This is a genomic window from Microbacterium imperiale (assembly GCF_017876655.1).
Classification (GTDB): Bacteria; Actinomycetota; Actinomycetes; order Actinomycetales; family Microbacteriaceae; genus Microbacterium; species Microbacterium imperiale.
The window spans coordinates 1,220,278-1,236,649 of sequence record NZ_JAGIOK010000001.1 but is presented as its reverse complement, the minus strand read 5'-3'; the positions used below and the strand labels follow the sequence as shown (position 1 = coordinate 1,236,649).

Annotated in this window: 17 protein-coding genes; all 17 read left to right on the top strand. The window is 69.6% G+C overall.

Annotated features, from left to right (window positions below; genetic code table 11):
• Positions 1-13: 13 nt before the first annotated feature.
• The 17 genes from JOF37_RS06105 to JOF37_RS06025 all read left to right on the top strand — a co-directional run bounded on the left by JOF37_RS06105 (position 14) and on the right by JOF37_RS06025 (position 16,364).
• On the top strand, positions 14-1,459 hold the full coding sequence (locus JOF37_RS06105) for an RDD family protein (protein WP_210006037.1): 1,446 nt from the start codon (positions 14-16) through the stop codon (positions 1,457-1,459).
• A 30-nt stretch (positions 1,460-1,489) separates the two neighbouring features.
• Entirely contained in the window at positions 1,490-6,067 is a 4,578-nt protein-coding gene (locus JOF37_RS06100; RefSeq protein ID WP_210006036.1) for a type VII secretion EssC family protein, read from the top strand.
• A gap of 150 nt (positions 6,068-6,217) precedes the next feature.
• The gene (locus tag JOF37_RS06095) at positions 6,218-6,634 is read left to right on the top strand and encodes a hypothetical protein (RefSeq protein ID WP_210006035.1); all 417 of its coding nucleotides are present in this window, start codon (positions 6,218-6,220) and stop codon (positions 6,632-6,634) included.
• Between the two features lie 2 nt (positions 6,635-6,636).
• Entirely contained in the window at positions 6,637-6,846 is a 210-nt protein-coding gene (locus tag JOF37_RS06090; RefSeq protein WP_210006034.1) for a hypothetical protein, read from the top strand.
• A 184-nt stretch (positions 6,847-7,030) separates the two neighbouring features.
• Positions 7,031-7,318 carry a WXG100 family type VII secretion target gene (locus tag JOF37_RS06085; protein ID WP_210006026.1) on the top strand — a complete coding sequence of 96 codons (288 nt, stop codon included), beginning with the start codon at positions 7,031-7,033 and terminating at the stop codon, positions 7,316-7,318.
• 77 nt (positions 7,319-7,395) lie between these two features.
• Positions 7,396-7,698 (top strand): hypothetical protein, encoded by a 303-nt coding sequence (locus tag JOF37_RS06080; RefSeq protein WP_210006033.1) that lies wholly within the window; start codon positions 7,396-7,398, stop codon positions 7,696-7,698.
• Positions 7,699-7,703: 5 nt separating this feature from the next.
• Complete coding sequence (locus JOF37_RS06075) at positions 7,704-8,978, top strand: hypothetical protein (RefSeq protein ID WP_210006032.1); 1,275 nt, start codon at positions 7,704-7,706, stop codon at positions 8,976-8,978.
• A 29-nt stretch (positions 8,979-9,007) separates the two neighbouring features.
• A complete protein-coding gene (locus JOF37_RS06070) occupies positions 9,008-9,628 on the top strand; it encodes a hypothetical protein (protein WP_210006031.1) in 621 nt (206 codons plus the stop codon).
• Positions 9,625-10,224, top strand: coding sequence for a hypothetical protein (locus JOF37_RS06065; RefSeq protein WP_210006030.1), 600 nt, complete (start codon positions 9,625-9,627; stop codon positions 10,222-10,224). The genes JOF37_RS06070 and JOF37_RS06065 overlap by 4 nt, the downstream gene beginning before the upstream one ends.
• Positions 10,225-10,235: 11 nt before the next feature.
• Positions 10,236-11,012 carry a hypothetical protein gene (locus JOF37_RS06060; protein WP_210006029.1) on the top strand — a complete coding sequence of 259 codons (777 nt, stop codon included), beginning with the start codon at positions 10,236-10,238 and terminating at the stop codon, positions 11,010-11,012.
• A 17-nt stretch (positions 11,013-11,029) separates the two neighbouring features.
• Positions 11,030-11,854, top strand: coding sequence for a hypothetical protein (locus tag JOF37_RS06055; protein WP_210006028.1), 825 nt, complete (start codon positions 11,030-11,032; stop codon positions 11,852-11,854).
• 10 nt (positions 11,855-11,864) lie between these two features.
• The gene (locus JOF37_RS06050; RefSeq protein ID WP_210006027.1) at positions 11,865-12,539 is read left to right on the top strand and encodes a hypothetical protein; all 675 of its coding nucleotides are present in this window, start codon (positions 11,865-11,867) and stop codon (positions 12,537-12,539) included.
• Between the two features lie 407 nt (positions 12,540-12,946).
• Complete coding sequence (locus JOF37_RS06045; protein WP_210006026.1) at positions 12,947-13,234, top strand: WXG100 family type VII secretion target; 288 nt, start codon at positions 12,947-12,949, stop codon at positions 13,232-13,234.
• An 86-nt stretch (positions 13,235-13,320) separates the two neighbouring features.
• Positions 13,321-13,662, top strand: coding sequence for a hypothetical protein (locus JOF37_RS06040; RefSeq protein WP_210006025.1), 342 nt, complete (start codon positions 13,321-13,323; stop codon positions 13,660-13,662).
• A 25-nt stretch (positions 13,663-13,687) separates the two neighbouring features.
• On the top strand, positions 13,688-14,932 hold the full coding sequence (locus JOF37_RS06035; RefSeq protein ID WP_210006024.1) for a hypothetical protein: 1,245 nt from the start codon (positions 13,688-13,690) through the stop codon (positions 14,930-14,932).
• Positions 14,929-15,558: a hypothetical protein gene (locus JOF37_RS06030; RefSeq protein WP_210006023.1), complete on the top strand. Its 630-nt coding sequence runs from the start codon at positions 14,929-14,931 to the stop codon at positions 15,556-15,558. Before JOF37_RS06035 ends, JOF37_RS06030 begins: the two co-directional genes overlap by 4 nt.
• Positions 15,555-16,364, top strand: a complete 810-nt coding sequence (locus JOF37_RS06025) for a hypothetical protein (protein WP_210006022.1) — start codon at positions 15,555-15,557, stop codon at positions 16,362-16,364. Before JOF37_RS06030 ends, JOF37_RS06025 begins: the two co-directional genes overlap by 4 nt.
• Positions 16,365-16,372 lie beyond the last annotated feature (8 nt).

The window sequence follows — 16,372 nt, the reverse complement described above, 5'->3', positions numbered from 1 at the left end:
CGGGGAGGAACGAGTGATCTGGGAGATCGATGAGCGCGCTCGGACGATCGAGGGCCTCGACGGTGCCGGGCGACCACGGCCGGAGTATGCGGCTTCGCTCGGTCTGATCCGCGCACCGTACGGTCGGCGCGTGCTCGCGACCGTCCTCGAGGCGCTCGTCCTGCTGCTCGTGCAGCTGCCGATGCTCCTCGTGGTGCTGCCCGCGGTCACGGGCGTCGCGCTCGATGCCGATCCGGTCGCGGCTCTCGCCGCCCGCGACGACCTCGTCTTGCTGATCGTCCTGGGAGCCGTGAGCTCGGTGCTGTCGACGGCCTTCATCCTCGTGCAGCTCATCCTGCTCGGGCGGCGCGGCGTCACCCTCGGCAAGGCCCTCACGGGTCTGCGCGCGGTGAACGTCCGTACCCTCGAGCGCCCCGGTTTCTGGCGGGGCGCCGTCGTGCGTTACCTGGTGATGTGTGCGAGCACGCTGCTGCCGATCATCGGCCCGCTCCTCGTGATAGCCCTCTCACCGCTGTTCGACCCCGCCCGCCGAGGACGCAGCTGGCCCGATCTCGCCGCCGCGACGTGGCTCGTCGACGCCCGTCGCGGACTGAATCCCTACGACGAGAAGCGCATGCGCATCGCGCGCAAGACGGTCGCGACCGACCTGCTCGACGTGAAGACCGAGCTGCCGTCGCTCGCGACCCCGGTCGCCTCGACGGAGGCCAGCGCCTACGTACCGCTCGCGCGCAACAAGGGCGGCGTCCTCGGAGCGGTCCGCTCGACCCCCGGCAACGTCGTCATCGGCGAAACGGATGCCGCCGACGACGAGCCTCGCTCCGGCATCCCGACGATGGTCGCTCCGGCGCCCTTCGCCGCACCGCAGCCCGCTCCCGCGGTGGAGCCGCCGCTGCCGGCCGGCGTGCCCGCGCCCGCGGCCGTCGCCCCGGGAGCGATCGTCGCTCCGGCTGCCGGCGCCGCCGCGTGGTCGCCGCCGCCGCTGCTCGAAGATCCCGCCCCCGCACAGGCCGCCCCCGCGCAGCCCGCGGCGGCACAGCCCGCGCCGTCTGCCCCGGCAGCGGCGGCCCCGGCAGCGGCGGCGCCGCAGCCCGCGGCATCCGTGCCGGTCTCTTCGTCGGCGGCGGGATCGGCTGCCGTCGCGCTCACGCTCGACTCGGGCGACGTCATCGCCATCTCGGGCGGCGGCGTCGTGCTCGGCCGTGCCCCGGCCACAGGCCCCGACGACGTCGACGTGCTGCCGGTGCCGGTCGTCGATCCGACCCGCTCGATCTCGAAAACGCACTGGGCGCTGCTGCGGCAGGACGGGCGCGTCGTCGCCCTCGAACGCGGCTCGACCAACGGCAGCATCCTCGTCCGCGGCGGCGCGGAGCAGGCGCTCGAGCCGGGGCGCCCCGTCGAGGTCCACGACGGCGACACCATCCGCTTCGGCGACCGCCACGCGGTCGTCGCCATCCGCTGACGCCGGCACACCCGCTGACAGGAGCCCTCGTTGAGACTCAAGCTGACCCTCCAGCGCCGTGACCACACCGGCACCGACATCGTCGTCACGTCGGACTCGACCGCCACCGTGCAGGACGTCGCCCGCCGCATCGTCGACAGCGACCCGCGGCGCGAGGTCGCCGCCGGCCCGCACGACGTGCTGACGCTCACCGTCGCGCCGCCGACCTCGCCCGACTTCGTGATGCTCGACCCGCACATGCTGGTGGGCGATGCGCCGGTCGGATCGGGCTTCGTCGCCTCGGTCACGAACCTCGGCGCCGATTACGTCTCGAGCCGGGGTGCCGGCGGTCCGGTCGCCGCGCTGCTGCACGTCGTGGGCGGCCCGCTCGCCGGCCGCGAGTTCTCGCTGCCGCAGGGGCACTTCACGATCGGGCGGTCGCAGGGCAACGACATCGTGCTCGACGACCGTCTGGTGTCGAAGCGTCACGCCCGCATCGAGGTCGGCGCGTCGGTCGAGCTCGTCGACCTCAACTCCGCCAACGGCATCGTGATCGACGGCGGGCTCGTGCAGCGCCTGCGCGTCATCCCCGGGCAGCGCTTCCAGCTCGGTGACACCGAGCTCGTCATCTCGATGGCCGAGAGCTTCGCGCCCGTCGAGCAGGACCCGGTGCTCGAACGCGGCGGCAGCCTGCTGTTCAACCGCAGCCCCCGCGTCGAGGCGCGCTACGTCGGCGAAGAGCTCGACGAGCCGCGGATGCCGAAAGACCCGGTCTCACGGCTCTTCCCCTGGCCGATGCTCATCGCCCCGCTCATTCTCGGCATCGCCCTGTTCTCGATGACCAACCAGCCCCGCACGCTGCTCATCGTGTTCATGACCCCGATGATGCTGCTCGGCAACTTCATCTCGCAGCGCACGCAGCTGGGTCAGCGCCAGCGCAAGGAAGCCGAGATCTTCGAGCGCACCTTCGAGGAGCTCGAAGAGAAGCTGTACCGGCTGCGCCCGCGCGAGCGCGAGGTGCGTAACGCCGAGGTGCCGCCGGTGGCCGTCGTGTTCGAGCAGGCGATGCAGCTCGGCCCGATGCTGTGGACGCGGCGCCCGGAGCACTGGAACTTCCTCGCGGTGCGGATGGGGACGGCGGAAGCGCCCTCGCGCACGAGCGTCAAGCGCGCCGAGAACCCGGACGCGCTGCAGGAGTACGTCGAGCGCGTCGACCGCCTGCGCGACCGGTACCGGATGATCGACGGCGTCCCCGTGCTCGAGTCGCTGCAGAGCGTCGGGGTCATCGGCGTCGCCGGTGGTGCGCGCGAGGCCGCGGATGCGCTGCGCGGTCTGGCCGTGCAGCTGTTCGGCTTGCACTCGCCGAACGACCTCGCCGCCGTCGCCCTCACCGAGCCGGAGTGGGCCAAGGAGCTCGAGTGGCTCAAGTGGCTGCCGCACACCTCGAGCGAGCGCAGCCCGTTTCGCGAGATGCCGCTGTCGGACTCCGCGTCCACGGGTGCCGCGATGCTGTCGGGCCTCGAAGAGCTCGTCATGCGCCGGTCGAAGGCGGCAGCCGCCCCGCGGCTTCCCTTCGACGACGACTGGGACCCGATGCGTTACGGCACCGACGTCCGTCGTGCCGCCGAAGAGGCGACCTTCCCCGGACAGACCGCGGTGCTCGTCATCGTCACCTCCGATGCCCCCGTCGACCGTGCGCGCCTGACCCAGGTGCTCGAGCGCGGTGCGGACGTCGGCGTCTACGGCATCTTCGTCGCTCCCGTCGTCGACGCGCTGCCGGCGGTCTGCCGCACGTTCGTCGACGTCACCGACGGTCTCGACCGCGCGCGGGTGGGCACCGTCCGCAGCGGTGTCGAGTACCCCACGACCGAAGTCGAGGGCGTGTCGAACGAGCTCATGACCGTGCTGTCGAAGCGGCTCGCACCCGTCGCGGACGCCAGCACGATCATCGAGGACTCGTCCGACATCCCGAACTCCGTCATGTTCCTCTCGCTCGTGGGCGCGGAGCTCGCGACCGACCCGTCGTTCGCGATCGAGCGCTGGCGCGAGAACAACACGATCCTCGACCGCAGCGGGGGTGCGCTGCCGCGCCTGAAGAAGGCCGGCAACCTGCGCGCGATCGTGGGCCAGGGCGCGACCGACGCCATGACGCTCGACCTGCGGACCCAGGGGCCGCACGCCCTCGTCGGCGGCACGACGGGTGCCGGCAAGTCGGAGTTCCTGCAGGCGTGGGTGCTCGGTATGGCCGCCGCCCACAGCCCCGACCGCGTGACGTTCCTCTTCGTCGACTACAAGGGCGGTTCGGCCTTCGCCGACTGCGTCGAGCTGCCGCACACCGTCGGTCTCGTGACCGACCTCAGCCCGCACCTCGTGCGCCGCGCGCTGACGAGCCTGCGGGCCGAGCTGCACCACCGCGAGCACCTCTTCAACCGCAAGAAGGCGAAGGACCTGCTCGAGCTCGAGAAGCGGCGCGACCCCGAGACGCCGCCCGCCCTCGTCCTCGTCATCGACGAGTTCGCGGCGCTCGCCGGCGAGGTGCCGGAGTTCGTCGACGGCGTCGTCGACATCGCCCAGCGCGGTCGCTCGCTCGGCATCCACCTCATCATGGCGACGCAGCGTCCCGCGGGCGTCATCAAAGACAACCTGCGCGCCAACACGAACCTTCGCGTCGCGCTCCGCATGGCCGACGAGTCGGACTCGAAGGATGTCGTCGACGATCCCGTGGCGGCACGGTTCGACCCCAGCATCCCCGGCCGCGGTATCGCGAAGACCGGCCCGGGTCGTCTGGTCCCCTTCCAGTCGGCGTACGCCGGTGGCTGGAGCAGCGACGAGGTCGTGGCCGCGGACGTGAGCGTGGCCGAGCTGCGGTTCGGATCGGTGCAGCGGTGGGAGGTCGACGAGCAGCCCGAGGATCCGGCCGCCGAGGTCGATCCGGGGCCGAACGACCAGAAGCGCATCGTGGCGACCCTCGTCGCGGCGGCGAACCAGGCGCGCATCCCCGAGCCCCGTCGGCCCTGGCTCGACGACCTCGAGACCACCGTCGACATCCGGTCGCTGCCGTCCGGCCGGGCCGGCGCCATCCTCATCGGCAAGAGCGACATCCCCGAGCGACAGCTGCAGGAGGCGGTCTACTTCGAGCCCGACCGCGACGGTTCGTTGCTCGTGTACGGCACGAGCGGCTCGGGCAAGTCGACCGTTCTGCGCACCATCGCCATCGCGGCGGCCACGACCGGTCGTCGCGCCGAGAACATCGAGGTCTACGGCCTCGACTTCGGGTCGGGGTCGCTCAAGAGCCTCGAGGTCCTGCCGCACGTCGGCTCGGTGATCCCCGGCGATGACGCCGAGCGCGTGCAGCGCATCATGCGCTCGCTCGGGAAGGTGCTCGACGACCGCGGCAAGCGCTTCAGCGCCGCCAATGCCTCGACGATCGGGGAGTACCGCGAGCTGACCGGCCGCGACGAGGCGCGCATCGTGCTGCTGCTCGACGGGTTGCCGCAGTTCCGGGCCGAGTGGGAGTCCACCACGGCGCGGATGCCGTTCTACCAGGCGTTCATGCGGATCCTCGGCGAGGGTCGCCCGCTGGGCGTCCACGTCGTGGCGACCGCCGACCGCTCGGGCTCGGTGCCCACGGCGGTCAGCTCGAACATCTCGCGCAGGGTCGTCCTGCGCCTCTCGGACGAGAACGCCTACGCGCTGCTGAACGCGCCGAAGGACGTGCTCGACGAGCGTTCTGCGCCCGGACGCGCCATCGTCGACGGCTTCGAGACGCAGATCGCCGTCCTCGGCGGGACGCCCAACGTCGCCGAGCAGACCAAGCTGCTCGGTCAGCTCGCCGACGAGCTGCGCTTGCGCGGCGTGCGCGAGGTCGCCGAGATCGGCTCGCTGCCCACACGTCTCGCGCCCGCGGACCTTCCCGACCGGATCGGTGAGTTCCCCGTGCTCGGTGTGGCCGAAGACACCCTGGCCGCGCGCGAGTTCGACCCGGTGGGGACCTTCGTGGTTGCGGGCCCGCCGATGGCCGGCAAGACGACCGCGATGAAGGCCCTCATCACCTCGATGACGCGCCTCGACCCCGAGGTGACGCTGTTCCACTTCGGCGGGCGCCGGTCGCAGCTGCGTGAGTTCGCGCCGTGGGTGCGCAGCGCCACGACGCCCGACGACGCGAAGGAGCTCGCGACCGAGCTCGCCGAGCTCGTCACGGACGAGACGCTGGGGCGCCGCATCCTCATCGTCGTCGAGGATGTGCCGCAGTTCGCCGACTCGCCGGCCGAGCGTCCGCTGAAGGCTCTGTTCCAGGCGGTCAACCGCAGCGACCACCTGCTCATCGGCGACGCCGACGTCACTCAGGTGACCAGCGGATTCGGCCTCGTGGGCGACTTCAAGGGCGGCCGCAAGGGCATCATCCTCAAACCGGATGCCTTTGACGGCGACGCCGTGTTCAAGGTGCCGTTCCCGAAGGTCAAGCGCAGCGACTTCCCCGAGGGCCGCGGCATCTTCGTGCAGGCCGGTCGCGCCGTCACGGTGCAGATGCCTCTCGTGGAGTCCGAGACCGTCGCGGCATCTGTTCCTGCCGCGGCGAGCCCGGCGGAGCCCGTGTCGACCGACACCGTCACCGAGACCATTCGCTGAGCGGGATGTGGTCGGGGCGAGGGCGTGCCGCGCGGGCCACTCGGAAGCGCAGCTGCGGCTGTGGTTCGCGCTCGCCGTGGCGCAGGTCGTGCTCCTCGGCACCATCGTGGCGCGATCGCGCCGCACCCTACGCATCGGTGAGGAGCGGCGGTGAGCATGCGGAGAAGTCTGTTCGGTGCGACGGCGGCCGCGTTCGCGGTCACCGTTCTGACGGGATGTGGGGCGACGGTGGCAGAACCGACAGGTGAGGAACTGTTCGAGCGGGCGGAGAGCCTGTATCTGGATTTCCGGGAGACGACGAACGGAGTGCTTGCGGCGGTCCACGACGGGCCCTGGGAGGTGGGGACGTACGGGATGCTGCCGTCGGGAGTCGGGTGCGGCGACGGGTGGAAGTTCGATCTGACCCGGACGGTGAGCATCGATCCGGCGGAGATCCTGGGCAAACGGGAGGCGGTGTCTCAGCATCTGGTCGAGGCAGGTTTCGAGGTCGAGGGTATGGATCTCGCGTCTGGGACGGTGTCGTCGGGTGATGTGATCGTGCGCAAGCAGGGGTTTACTCGCTGTTGACGGTGACGTTGATCGACAACGGCAACGTGGTGCTGACCGCGACCTCGCCCTGCCAGCCCGGCGACATCGAGGAATTGGATCGGATGATGTATGGCGACGATCCGATTCCGGATTGGCCGGTCCCAAAGCAGGAGGCGCCCTCCGACCCGATTTTCTTCGGCATCGCCGATGGTGAGCCGCGGCTGCCCTCTTCCCCGCCGCCCGCAGACTGAGCGGGCCTCCGAGGCCCGCGGCACCCGTCTGTGTTCGCCCCGGCCGTCGTTCTGACGGAGAGCGATTGCGTAGCAGATTCCGAGATGGGGAGTTCTCCCCATCGCCCTAGACCTCAGGGTTCAGTAAGTTCTTCAGTGTCGGCTCCGGAGGGGGGTCGGGAAGCGAATTCTTGGGAGGGCCGTCATGGCTGATTTCGGTGCGTCTTATGGCGAGATGGAGCAGGTTGCGAGCTCGCTGTCGCAGGCGCGTGATGACATTCAGGGGCAGCTGGACACCCTGAAGTCGCAGGTCGACACGTTGCTGGGTGAGGACTTCAAGACGCAGCACGCGTCGGGCAAGTTCGGTGAGGGGTACTCCGAGCTGACGACGGGTCTGAAGAACGCTGTCGATGGCATCAACGACATGTCCGAGTCGCTGCTGGGCATGATGCGCGCGATCCAGGACCTCGACCAGCAGCTCGCCGGCAGCTGACGCCGACGCGAGGCGTGGCGGATACGGCATCCGCCACGCCTCGATCATGATCAGGTCGAATCCGGGGGAGGGGAATCATGGGTAACGGGGTCAAGGTCAACTACAGCGAGCTGGAGCCGCTGCGGACCGAGCTGAACAACATCATCAGCGAATTCGAGTCCGCGGGCGCGCGGCGTCGTGATCTCGAGCACGCGGTGGGGAGTCCGTACGGAGAATCCGCGCTGCGCGATGCCGCGAGCGAGTTCGAGCGGCGCTGGGACGACCGGCGCAAGCAGCTGACCGAGAACTGCCAGGCGGTCGCAGACCACCTGGAGACGGTCATCACCGGTTTCCAGGACTTCGATGCCGACATGGCGACGAAGTTCGAGAGCGAGGACTGAAGACGATGAGCATGAATGTCGGCCCGCACATGCCGTATTCGCCCGGTAACCACCCCATCGAGGTCGTCGAGGGTGAGCCCGACGAGGTGCGCACCCGCGGTCAGCAGATCACGGATCTCGGTTCGGACATGGCGAACTCGTGGTCTCTGATCCAGCGGCTCGTCGACGACGGCGCGTCGATGGAGGGCCAGTCGATCGACAAGCTGCGAGAGCTCGCGGAGAAGGTGGGCAGCGACCTCGGTGAGGCCGCGGAGCTCTACAGCGCGGTCGGCCCGCACATCCGCACCTACGGTGAAGCCCTCGACGCGGCCCAGAGCGCCATGCGACCGCTCGTGGCCGAGCTCGACCGCCTGTGGACGGAGTACTACCAGCGCAGTCAGCAGGCAGCCGCGGCATCGTCGGCGGTTCCCCGCGAGCCGGGCGACGACGCCGAGCCGTCGGAGGTTTCCGCGTTCGAGCGCGCCGAGGGCGACGCCCGCGACGCCGCGAACGCCGCGAGCGATTCGCTCGACCAGTGGAACGCCACGGCCGCGCAGTACGACGAGCAGTGGGACACCTGGCACACGGCGTTCACGACCGCCTCGCGCAACATCGAGGAGGACACGAGCGACGCCATCGAGGACTCCACGATGGACGACCTCCGCGGTCTTCTGGAGTTCGTCGGAAACGTCCTCGCGGTCGCGGGCATCATCCTCGCCGTCCTCGCCATCGTCATCGGCGGACCGATCATCGGCGCACTCGCGGCGATCGTCGCCGTGCTCAGCCTCGTCGTCGCGATCGCCAAGTTCGGCGTCGGCGACGGCGACGGGCTCGAGCTGACCTTCGCCATCATCGGCGTCATCCCGCTCGTCGGTCCAGCCGCGAAGTTCATCAAGGGCTTCGGGCCCGGCTCCTGGGCTCAGGTGGGCAGCTCCTTCGGAGACGACTTCGGCCGGCTGTTCGGCGGCGGACGCTCGGCGTCGACCGTTATGCGCGACCTCGCCGGGTTCCGGACGTCGTCGTTCACCGACGCCTTCGCGGACATCTCTTCCAAGCTCTTCAGCGGTAAGGGCCTCGACGACTGGGCGCAGGTACCTGCCACCGGTCGTGGTGCCTTCGACACCGTCTCGTCGGTGTGGACCCAGCAGCTGGGCATCACGGGCATGATCCGCGACACCGCGACGGGATCGTTCCAGGGGGCGTTCAACCCGCAGCAGAATCCGTTCGACTTCAGCGATTACTCGTCCGACGCGATCATGGCGCCCGGCCCGGCCGGCGCCTCCTCGGCGCCGGTCGCATGAGCGCCCCGGTCGACTGGCAGACTGATCGCGTGGCGGACCTGCGAACCGAACTCCGTTCCCGAGCGACGGAGAACATCCCGGCTTACCGGATGCTTCTTCCTCCCGGCTGGGAGGCTCACGACCTCACTGCTGCGGGCGAATCCTCCGTGCTCGCTCAGGCGACGGCGCGGTTGGCGTCGGCGCAACGGCCCGACCTCGCCTCCGCCCTCCGGCGACACGTCGCAGAGGCGATGACCGCGCTGCGGGGACAGCGCGCCTTCGTCTACGCTCTTGCCCGGGAAGGCGCGCCCACGTGGGTCTTGGGAGCCGCGAGCCTCGTGGGCATGAAGCGGGTCGCCTCGCCCGAGGTGCCCCTGGATGCGGTCGTGCGCGAGGCAATCGAACGTCGCGGGGGCGTCGCGATCGGCGAGGACTATCGGATCGTTCGCTGGACGGAACGGCGCCCCGTCGTCCTCGACGAGGTGGAAGCGGTATCAACCCTCGTCCACTACCTCATCCCGATTCCCGGCTCCCGCCGCACCGCGGCCGTTCAGTGGACGGTCACGGTGGCCCACGGTGCCGATGTGGCGGCCGACAGCCCCCTGATCCAGTCCTGGATCGCGCTCTTCGACGGGCACATCGCCACCTTCACCTGGAGCAACCCCGCATGATGCTTCACCTGACCTACGACGCCGACCGTTGCATCCCCGTGAGCGGTGCGGACGACGCCCCGGCGGAGGCGATCGCGCGCGATTTCGTCGCGCGCGCCGGGCTCGAAGTGCAGCACGTCGACAGGATCTCCGCCGCCATCCGCGACGCGCGGACCGTCGCGGGTGATGATCGTGAAGTCTTCGTCATCGTGGCCGCAGATGGTGCGGTGATCGCGCCGCTGGTGCTTGCCGTCGCGGAAACGCGCCTCTCGCAGGCGGAGCACGCGGGTCTCCTGTGGTCGGACGCGCTCCTCCTTCCGCCGACGCCCTACGTCGTCGAAACGTCGTATCTGGGAACCGGTTTCTCGGTGACGATGCTCGAGCGTCGTCAGCAGCGGGATCTCGCCACACGTCGCTGGCTGTTCTTCGGTGAGGACCGGACGGTCATCGTCTCCCTCGGCCCCGTCGTTCCCTACGGCATGGCCTTCGCTCAGATCCCCGTCGAAGCGATGCTCGAAAGCGCCCGCGTCGACGGCTTCATAGCTGCGGACGCCCGTGACTACGTCGACCAGCTCGATGCTGCGGCGGCCCGCTTCGGGGAAGGATGGGTCGCATGAGCGATCGGACGGTGCGCGCGCTGCTGGATGAGTCCGGCGACTGGGACGCGGTGAAGTGGTGGAGGCTCGAACAGAGGGCGTTCGCCCGGGAGCCCTTCGTGCAGGCCTCGATCGCGACCCTGGGGCCGCAGGAGGCACGGCGCACGGAGACGCGGGTCACTCTCGGCAGCTTCCTGAAGAGCCTCGCCATCCTCCTCAGCATCGCGCTGCCGACACTCGCCGCCGGGATGATGATCCAGTGGGCCACCCGGGGGCAGAGTCCCTGGGACATGCCGCTCGGCTACGCGGGCCCGCTCCTCGCCTTCGCCTTCGTCGTCAGTCTCTTCGGTGCGATCGAGTCTCTGCGGCGCCGCCGCGCGAGCGCCTGGGGTTCGCTCATCGTCATCGCCATTGTCAACATCGTCCCCGCCGCGATCGTCCTCATCATCGGTCTCACGGCTGCCGCCCCCTACCTGGAGGGCGCGGGATACTGGCTGGCCGTGGCCGCGGCGCACATCGCCCTGCATGTGTTCCTGCTCGCGCGCGGTCCCATTCCGCGTGGTGGCCCCCGCAACGAGGTCGAGAACGTGGATCAGGCCCTGACGGAAGTCCCCGAGAGTCGCCGCGAGGAAGCGCGTGCAGAGCGGGATGGGGCGATCCGGGAGCTGGTCGCGCGCGGTTCGATCTCTGCTGATGAAGCGGAGCGCGCCTCGGCGGCTCCGCTCGGAAAGCTCGGGATGACGATGGCGCCGGAGGCCATGTCGCCTCGGGCGAAGGCCGCGCTCGCGGGCGTCGGCCACCTCAGCTGAGGCCGCCGACCGCCAGAATGGTCGACGTGGGTGATCGGACCGTACGAGGCCTGCTCGACGAGCCGGGCGACTGGGACGGCGTGAAGCGGTGGCGTCTGGAGCTGCGCACGTTGGTCGACGCCGCGCCCGCTCAGGCGAAGGTAGCGCTATTGGGTCCGCGCGAGGCTTGGCGAGCAGAGGTGCCCAGGTTCGCGGCAGGTAGCTGCTTGCAGAGCCTCGCCTTCATGCTCGCGCTGGCTCTGCCGGCGCTGTCGGCGGCGATGATGGTGCAATGGCTGGTGATCCAGGGCGCTAGCCGCTGGGACATGCCGTTGATGTACGCCGGCCCATTGACAGCGTTCGCGCTGCTGGTGAACGCACACGGCGAGGTGCAGGAACTCAGGACTCCGCGGTACGCCGGTGCGACCATCACGTGGACGCTCGCGCTGTGGAACATGATCCCGGGCTTGCTGGTGCTGGCTATCGGTCTGACTGCTGCGCGGCCGTTCTGGGATGGGAGCGAGGTGTGGCTGTGGGCAGTCGCCGCAAATGTCGCCCTCGCGATGTGGACGGTAATCCGTTTCTCGGTGCAGAAGAGCGGGCCGCAGGACGACCTCCAGAATGTCGACCAGGCGGTCAGCGAGATGCGCCCCGAGGCCCGCGGGACGGCGCTGGAGGAGCGGGATGCCGCGATTCGCGAGCTCGTCGCTCGGGGTCGCATCACGCCCGAGCTCGGCGAGATGGCGCTCGCGGCCCCGTTGGGGCATCTCGGGCGCACGGTGGCGCCGCAGGTAATGTCGCCGTTCGGTGCGCACGCCGTGTCTCGCGCCGGTCAGGGCGAGCGTGACGCGTCGGGCTCGTAGCATCCTGTCCATGGCGTTCGCTTTCGTTCGGGCCGCGTCCCGCCCGCTTCTCACCGCAGGTGAGGCGGGGGAGCCAGCGGCATCCGTTCCGCCCGCTGAGGCCGATCGTGCCGCCGCCGCGTTGCGCGCCGACTACGAGCGGTGGTCGCGCTGGGCGCTCGGTGTCGTCGGTTTCGTCGCTGCCGCGGGGGGAGGCTTCGTCGCCGCGGGAATGGTCGCGGCGATGGCCGCCGCCGGACGGGTAGGCGCTGTCGATGTGATTGCGATTCTGATCGCCATCGTGATCGCACTGGCGGGTTCGACGTTGCTCGTCGCCCTGTGGCGGACCGGTCGCGCGCTCACGCGCGCCGCCTCGTTCTGGCTCCGCGCGCCCTACGCGAACGGCCAGCGCACTCCGCGTGCCGCCGGCTGGGTACAGGCGCGCACCGTCAACCTCGAACCTCGCATTCTCGTCCGCCTGATGACGGCATCCCTCGCGCTGCTGTTCGCCGTGGGCGGCCTTGCTGTGTTCGGGCGCGATCTCAGTGCCGGCGTCAGCATCTTCACGGCGCCGTCTTTGCTCGTCGGCGTTTACGGCGCCCTCAGCGGCATCGGTCAGATCGGCGGCGTCCTGCGCATCGTCAATGGCCTGAGCGCGGGGGATCCGCTGTGGTCGAGGCTGACGCGCTCGGTACGCGCTCGCTGACGCAGCTGTCCGTCTACTGCGTACGCTTGCCGTCGTGATTCTGCTCGGCGGTACCGCCGTCCTATCGCGACATTCGTCGACCGCCCGCCAGGAGGAAAGATGAGCGGTATGTCGGCACGTCCTCTCGAACCTCTGATCGATGAAGCGACCACGTGGGACGCGGTGCTCTGGTGGCGCTTGGAATTGCGGTCCTCGGGATGATGTCGTTGACGGTCGCCGGAGAAGCACGTTCGTCGTACTACCCCGAAGCACACGAAGGTCTCGACCCGCGCTGAGCTCGTCGACGTCGGTCCGGGCTGGTTGTGAAGTGGGGAGTTCTCCCCATCGACCTCGGGTGATGGGGGCCGATAGCTTTTCAGTGTCGGCTCCGGAGGGGGGTCGGGAAGCGAATTCTTGGGAGGGCCGTCATGGCTGATTTCGGTGCGTCTTATGGCGAGATGGAGCAGGTTGCGAGCTCGCTGTCGCAGGCGCGTGATGACATTCAGGGGCAGCTGGACACCCTGAAGTCGCAGGTCGACACGTTGCTGGGTGAGGACTTCAAGACGCAGCACGCGTCGGGCAAGTTCGGTGAGGGGTACTCCGAGCTGACGACGGGTCTGAAGAACGCGGTCGATGGCATCAACGACATGTCCGAGTCGCTGCTGGGCATGATGCGCGCGATCCAGGACCTCGACCAGCAGCTCGCCGGCAGCTGACGCCGAGGCGAGTATCGCTTTCCGCGGGCCGGGAGCCATGACGCTCCCGGCCCGCGGGTCGGTAGGAGCGCAGGGGAGGAGATGTCGTGGCTGATGTGGTGTGGGTCAACTACTCGTCGTTGGAGCGCACGAGCGGGCAGCTCGAGCGCATTCTGAGCGAGCTCGAAGACGCGGCGAGTCTGAGTGGCGATCTGCTGGGCGCGATCGGACGGCCATACGGCCGAGGTGCGCTGCGCGACCGCGTCGACTCGTTCGAATCCGGGTGGGACAACCGTCGCGGTGATCTGGCGCGCGACATCACCAAGATCCGCGAGCACGTCGTGGGCGTCCTCGACGGGTTCCGCGACTGGGATGACGAAACGGCCGCGCAGATGGACATCGACGCGTCCGGGCTGAGCTCCGCGTCGCGCCCGTCGCCAGCGCGGTGAACCGAGGGGGACGGGCATGAGTGGAATGGAATCTTCGCCGAGAGGGCGCGCGATCGAGACTCTCGAGGGCGACGCCGGCACGATCACCGCCCGAGGCCGGCGTATCGAGTCCATCGGGCGTCAAATGGACGAGAGCGCGGAAGTGCTGCGGTCGCTCGTCGAGGGTGGCGACGGGCAACAGGGAAAGGCCATCGAGAAGGTCCGCGAGATCGTCGGCGACACCCACGCAGAACTGCGTCGAGCGGGTGAGCTGTACCAGCCGACGGGGCCGATCCTCGTCGAGTACGGGCAGGCCGTGTCATCGGTGCAGCCCCTCATCAGCGCCGCGGTGTCGGCTGCCGAAGCGGCGTGGAACGCCTACGCCGGAGCGCCCGGAACCCGCGACGACCGTCCCGCGCCCCTCGTCGAGCCGGAGCCCGGGTCGGCCGCGGCGCGGCAGCTCGCCGACCAGGCCGAGGACGATGCGCGCAAGCACGAGCTCTACGACGAGTTCCGCGATGAGGCCGCGGTCTTCGACCGTCACTACGACACGTGGGACGAGGCGTTCGACCGCGCGGCATCCTCCATCGGAGACGTGCTCGACGGCTCCATCCGCGACAGCTTCTGGGACGACACCGACGGGGTCCTCGCCGTCGTCCTCGAAGTGCTGGGGTACATCGGCATCGCCGTGGCGATTCTGGGCATCATCATCGGCGGTCCGATCTTCGCCCTCATCGGCTCGGTCATCGGGGTGATCACGCTGCTGTTGACGGCCTACCAGGTGCTCCGCGGCGATGCCGGCCCCGAGAAGCTCGTCATCGCGATCATCAGCCTCATCCCGTTCGGCAAGGTCGGCAAACTGTTCCAGGGAAAGCCCGGGCTCGTCGATTTCGCGGGCGACATGTTCACGGCGTTCCGGCCCTCCAGCTGGTCCGCGGCCGCGGGACAAGTCAATTCGCTGCGGACCATCGCGGCGTTCAGCACGAGCGCCCCGAACAGCTTCGTCAACGTCTCGCGGGGTCTGTGGCAGATGAACAATCCCGCCGGCGTCGGCGACATCATGTGCCGGTTCATGTTCGGACCGAACTCGACCGGCGTCACGGGACTCGCTGAATCGGTCGCGGGTTCGGCTCGCGGATGGTGCAACTCGACGGTCATCTCTGCTGCGTGGCAGGGTGCCTACACGATGGTCTCGGGCAGCTGGAGCGCGATTGACAAGATCGCGCTGTGGACCGGCAACGCCGACCGCAAGCCGAGTTCGCTCCTCCCATGGGTAGGAGCTGTCCTATGACCGCGACGATGCCCGAGGGGTGGGGCGCCGGCGGGTGGCGTCTGGACGCGGCCGCGGAGGGCGGCGGCTGGCTTCAGCTTCCCGCGGAGGTCGCCGACGTCGATGCCTGGGTCGCCGAGCAGGCTGACCTCGTCCGTGAAGGGTGGGGCCAGCGGTGGGATGATGACTCCCACGCAGGCCCTGTCGCGGATCTCCTGCGTTCGGGACTCGCCGCGCGGCCCGATGACGCGGCCCTCGCGTTCCAGCTCTGGCCGGTGCCCGCACCGATCGTCGCCCACGCCTTCGTCGCGTTCGGCACGGCGCCCGAGGGCTTCGCCGTCGACCCCGGGGCGGGTGTGCCTTACGACGCCGACAGGCTCGGCACCGGCATCCAGCGGACCAGCTCGGTCGACGCGGGCGAGGTCGATCTCGTCGGGATCGACGTCCTGTTCGTCGCCGGTGATGTGCTCGTCCACGCAAGCCTGCAGCCGACCATTCCCGAGCTCTTCGCGCTCGTCGTCGGCTCATTCCACGCGTTCGTGCAGACGCTGACGCTCATCGGGCCGGACGGCGGCCAGCGCGTCGCGTCGCTTCCCCGCGGGTTCGCGGCGCAGGAACCGTGGCCTGATACCGTGCCGACATCATGAGCTTCCTTCACCCGTCTGCCCGGGCCTGGGCGGAGGACCATTCGTTGTCGTCCGAGGTGCGTCTCGCGCAGCTCGAGGTGATGGCTTATCAGCGGCATCCCGAGATCTTCCAGCACTTCGGCGGCGACGGTGCCGCGATCGCGCATCGCTTGCGCGCCAGCGGGAAGAAGTCGCCGCTGCGCGGCATCCTCGCCGTCGTCCTGTGGGCCATCATCCTCGGCGCGTTCATCGCGCCGATCACAGGACTCGCCGTGCTCATGGGCGATCGCTTCGAGTTCTTCCGCATCGAAGCGCAACGGGCGATGCCGATCGCGGGCGTGATGTTCATCATCGCGGCCGTGGCGCAGGCCGTGCTGCTGGTCATCTGGCTCGCGCGGGGAGCCAGATTCTCCTGGCCGGAGTTCTCCGTCCACCTCGTGGCGGCGACCATGGCCGTGCTCGCCCTGGGGACGATGCCGGGCATTGCCGAGCTCGATGGATACGAGAGCTGGCAGCAGTGGCAAGGCCCCGTGTTCGTCGCGCTCGGCGTCGCGGTGGTCGCAGCCTTCATCATGCTCGCGCGCTTCCGCGTTCGGGTTGCCGAGGGTGACGGTGAAGCCGCGCCCGAGTCGGGTCTCGGCGCCGGCGACATCCGCGCCCGCATCGCAGCGCTGCCCTGGGACGAGCGCCAGGCCATCATCGACGACCGTCAGGCCGCGCTCGCGGTGCTGCACCAGCGCGGCCTGATCGACGCCGACACCCTCGAGCGGGCGCTGTCGCGCGACCCCGGAACCCTGTATCTCATCGACGCCGAGCGGCGCCGGTGACGAGAGGA

What these genes read in the sequence shown, in the direction of transcription:
- JOF37_RS06050 (WP_210006027.1), top strand. Translation starts at nt 11,865, where the DNA reads ATGGCGTTCGCTTTCGTTCGGGCCGCGTCCCGCCCGCTTCTCACCGCA.
- JOF37_RS06080 (WP_210006033.1), top strand. Translation starts at nt 7,396, where the DNA reads ATGGGTAACGGGGTCAAGGTCAACTACAGCGAGCTGGAGCCGCTGCGG.
- JOF37_RS06055 (WP_210006028.1), top strand. Translation starts at nt 11,030, where the DNA reads ATGGTCGACGTGGGTGATCGGACCGTACGAGGCCTGCTCGACGAGCCG.
- JOF37_RS06085 (WP_210006026.1), top strand. Translation starts at nt 7,031, where the DNA reads ATGGCTGATTTCGGTGCGTCTTATGGCGAGATGGAGCAGGTTGCGAGC.
- JOF37_RS06075 (WP_210006032.1), top strand. Translation starts at nt 7,704, where the DNA reads ATGAGCATGAATGTCGGCCCGCACATGCCGTATTCGCCCGGTAACCAC.
- JOF37_RS06065 (WP_210006030.1), top strand. Translation starts at nt 9,625, where the DNA reads ATGATGCTTCACCTGACCTACGACGCCGACCGTTGCATCCCCGTGAGC.
- JOF37_RS06045 (WP_210006026.1), top strand. Translation starts at nt 12,947, where the DNA reads ATGGCTGATTTCGGTGCGTCTTATGGCGAGATGGAGCAGGTTGCGAGC.
- JOF37_RS06025 (WP_210006022.1), top strand. Translation starts at nt 15,555, where the DNA reads ATGAGCTTCCTTCACCCGTCTGCCCGGGCCTGGGCGGAGGACCATTCG.
- JOF37_RS06030 (WP_210006023.1), top strand. Translation starts at nt 14,929, where the DNA reads ATGACCGCGACGATGCCCGAGGGGTGGGGCGCCGGCGGGTGGCGTCTG.
- JOF37_RS06035 (WP_210006024.1), top strand. Translation starts at nt 13,688, where the DNA reads ATGGAATCTTCGCCGAGAGGGCGCGCGATCGAGACTCTCGAGGGCGAC.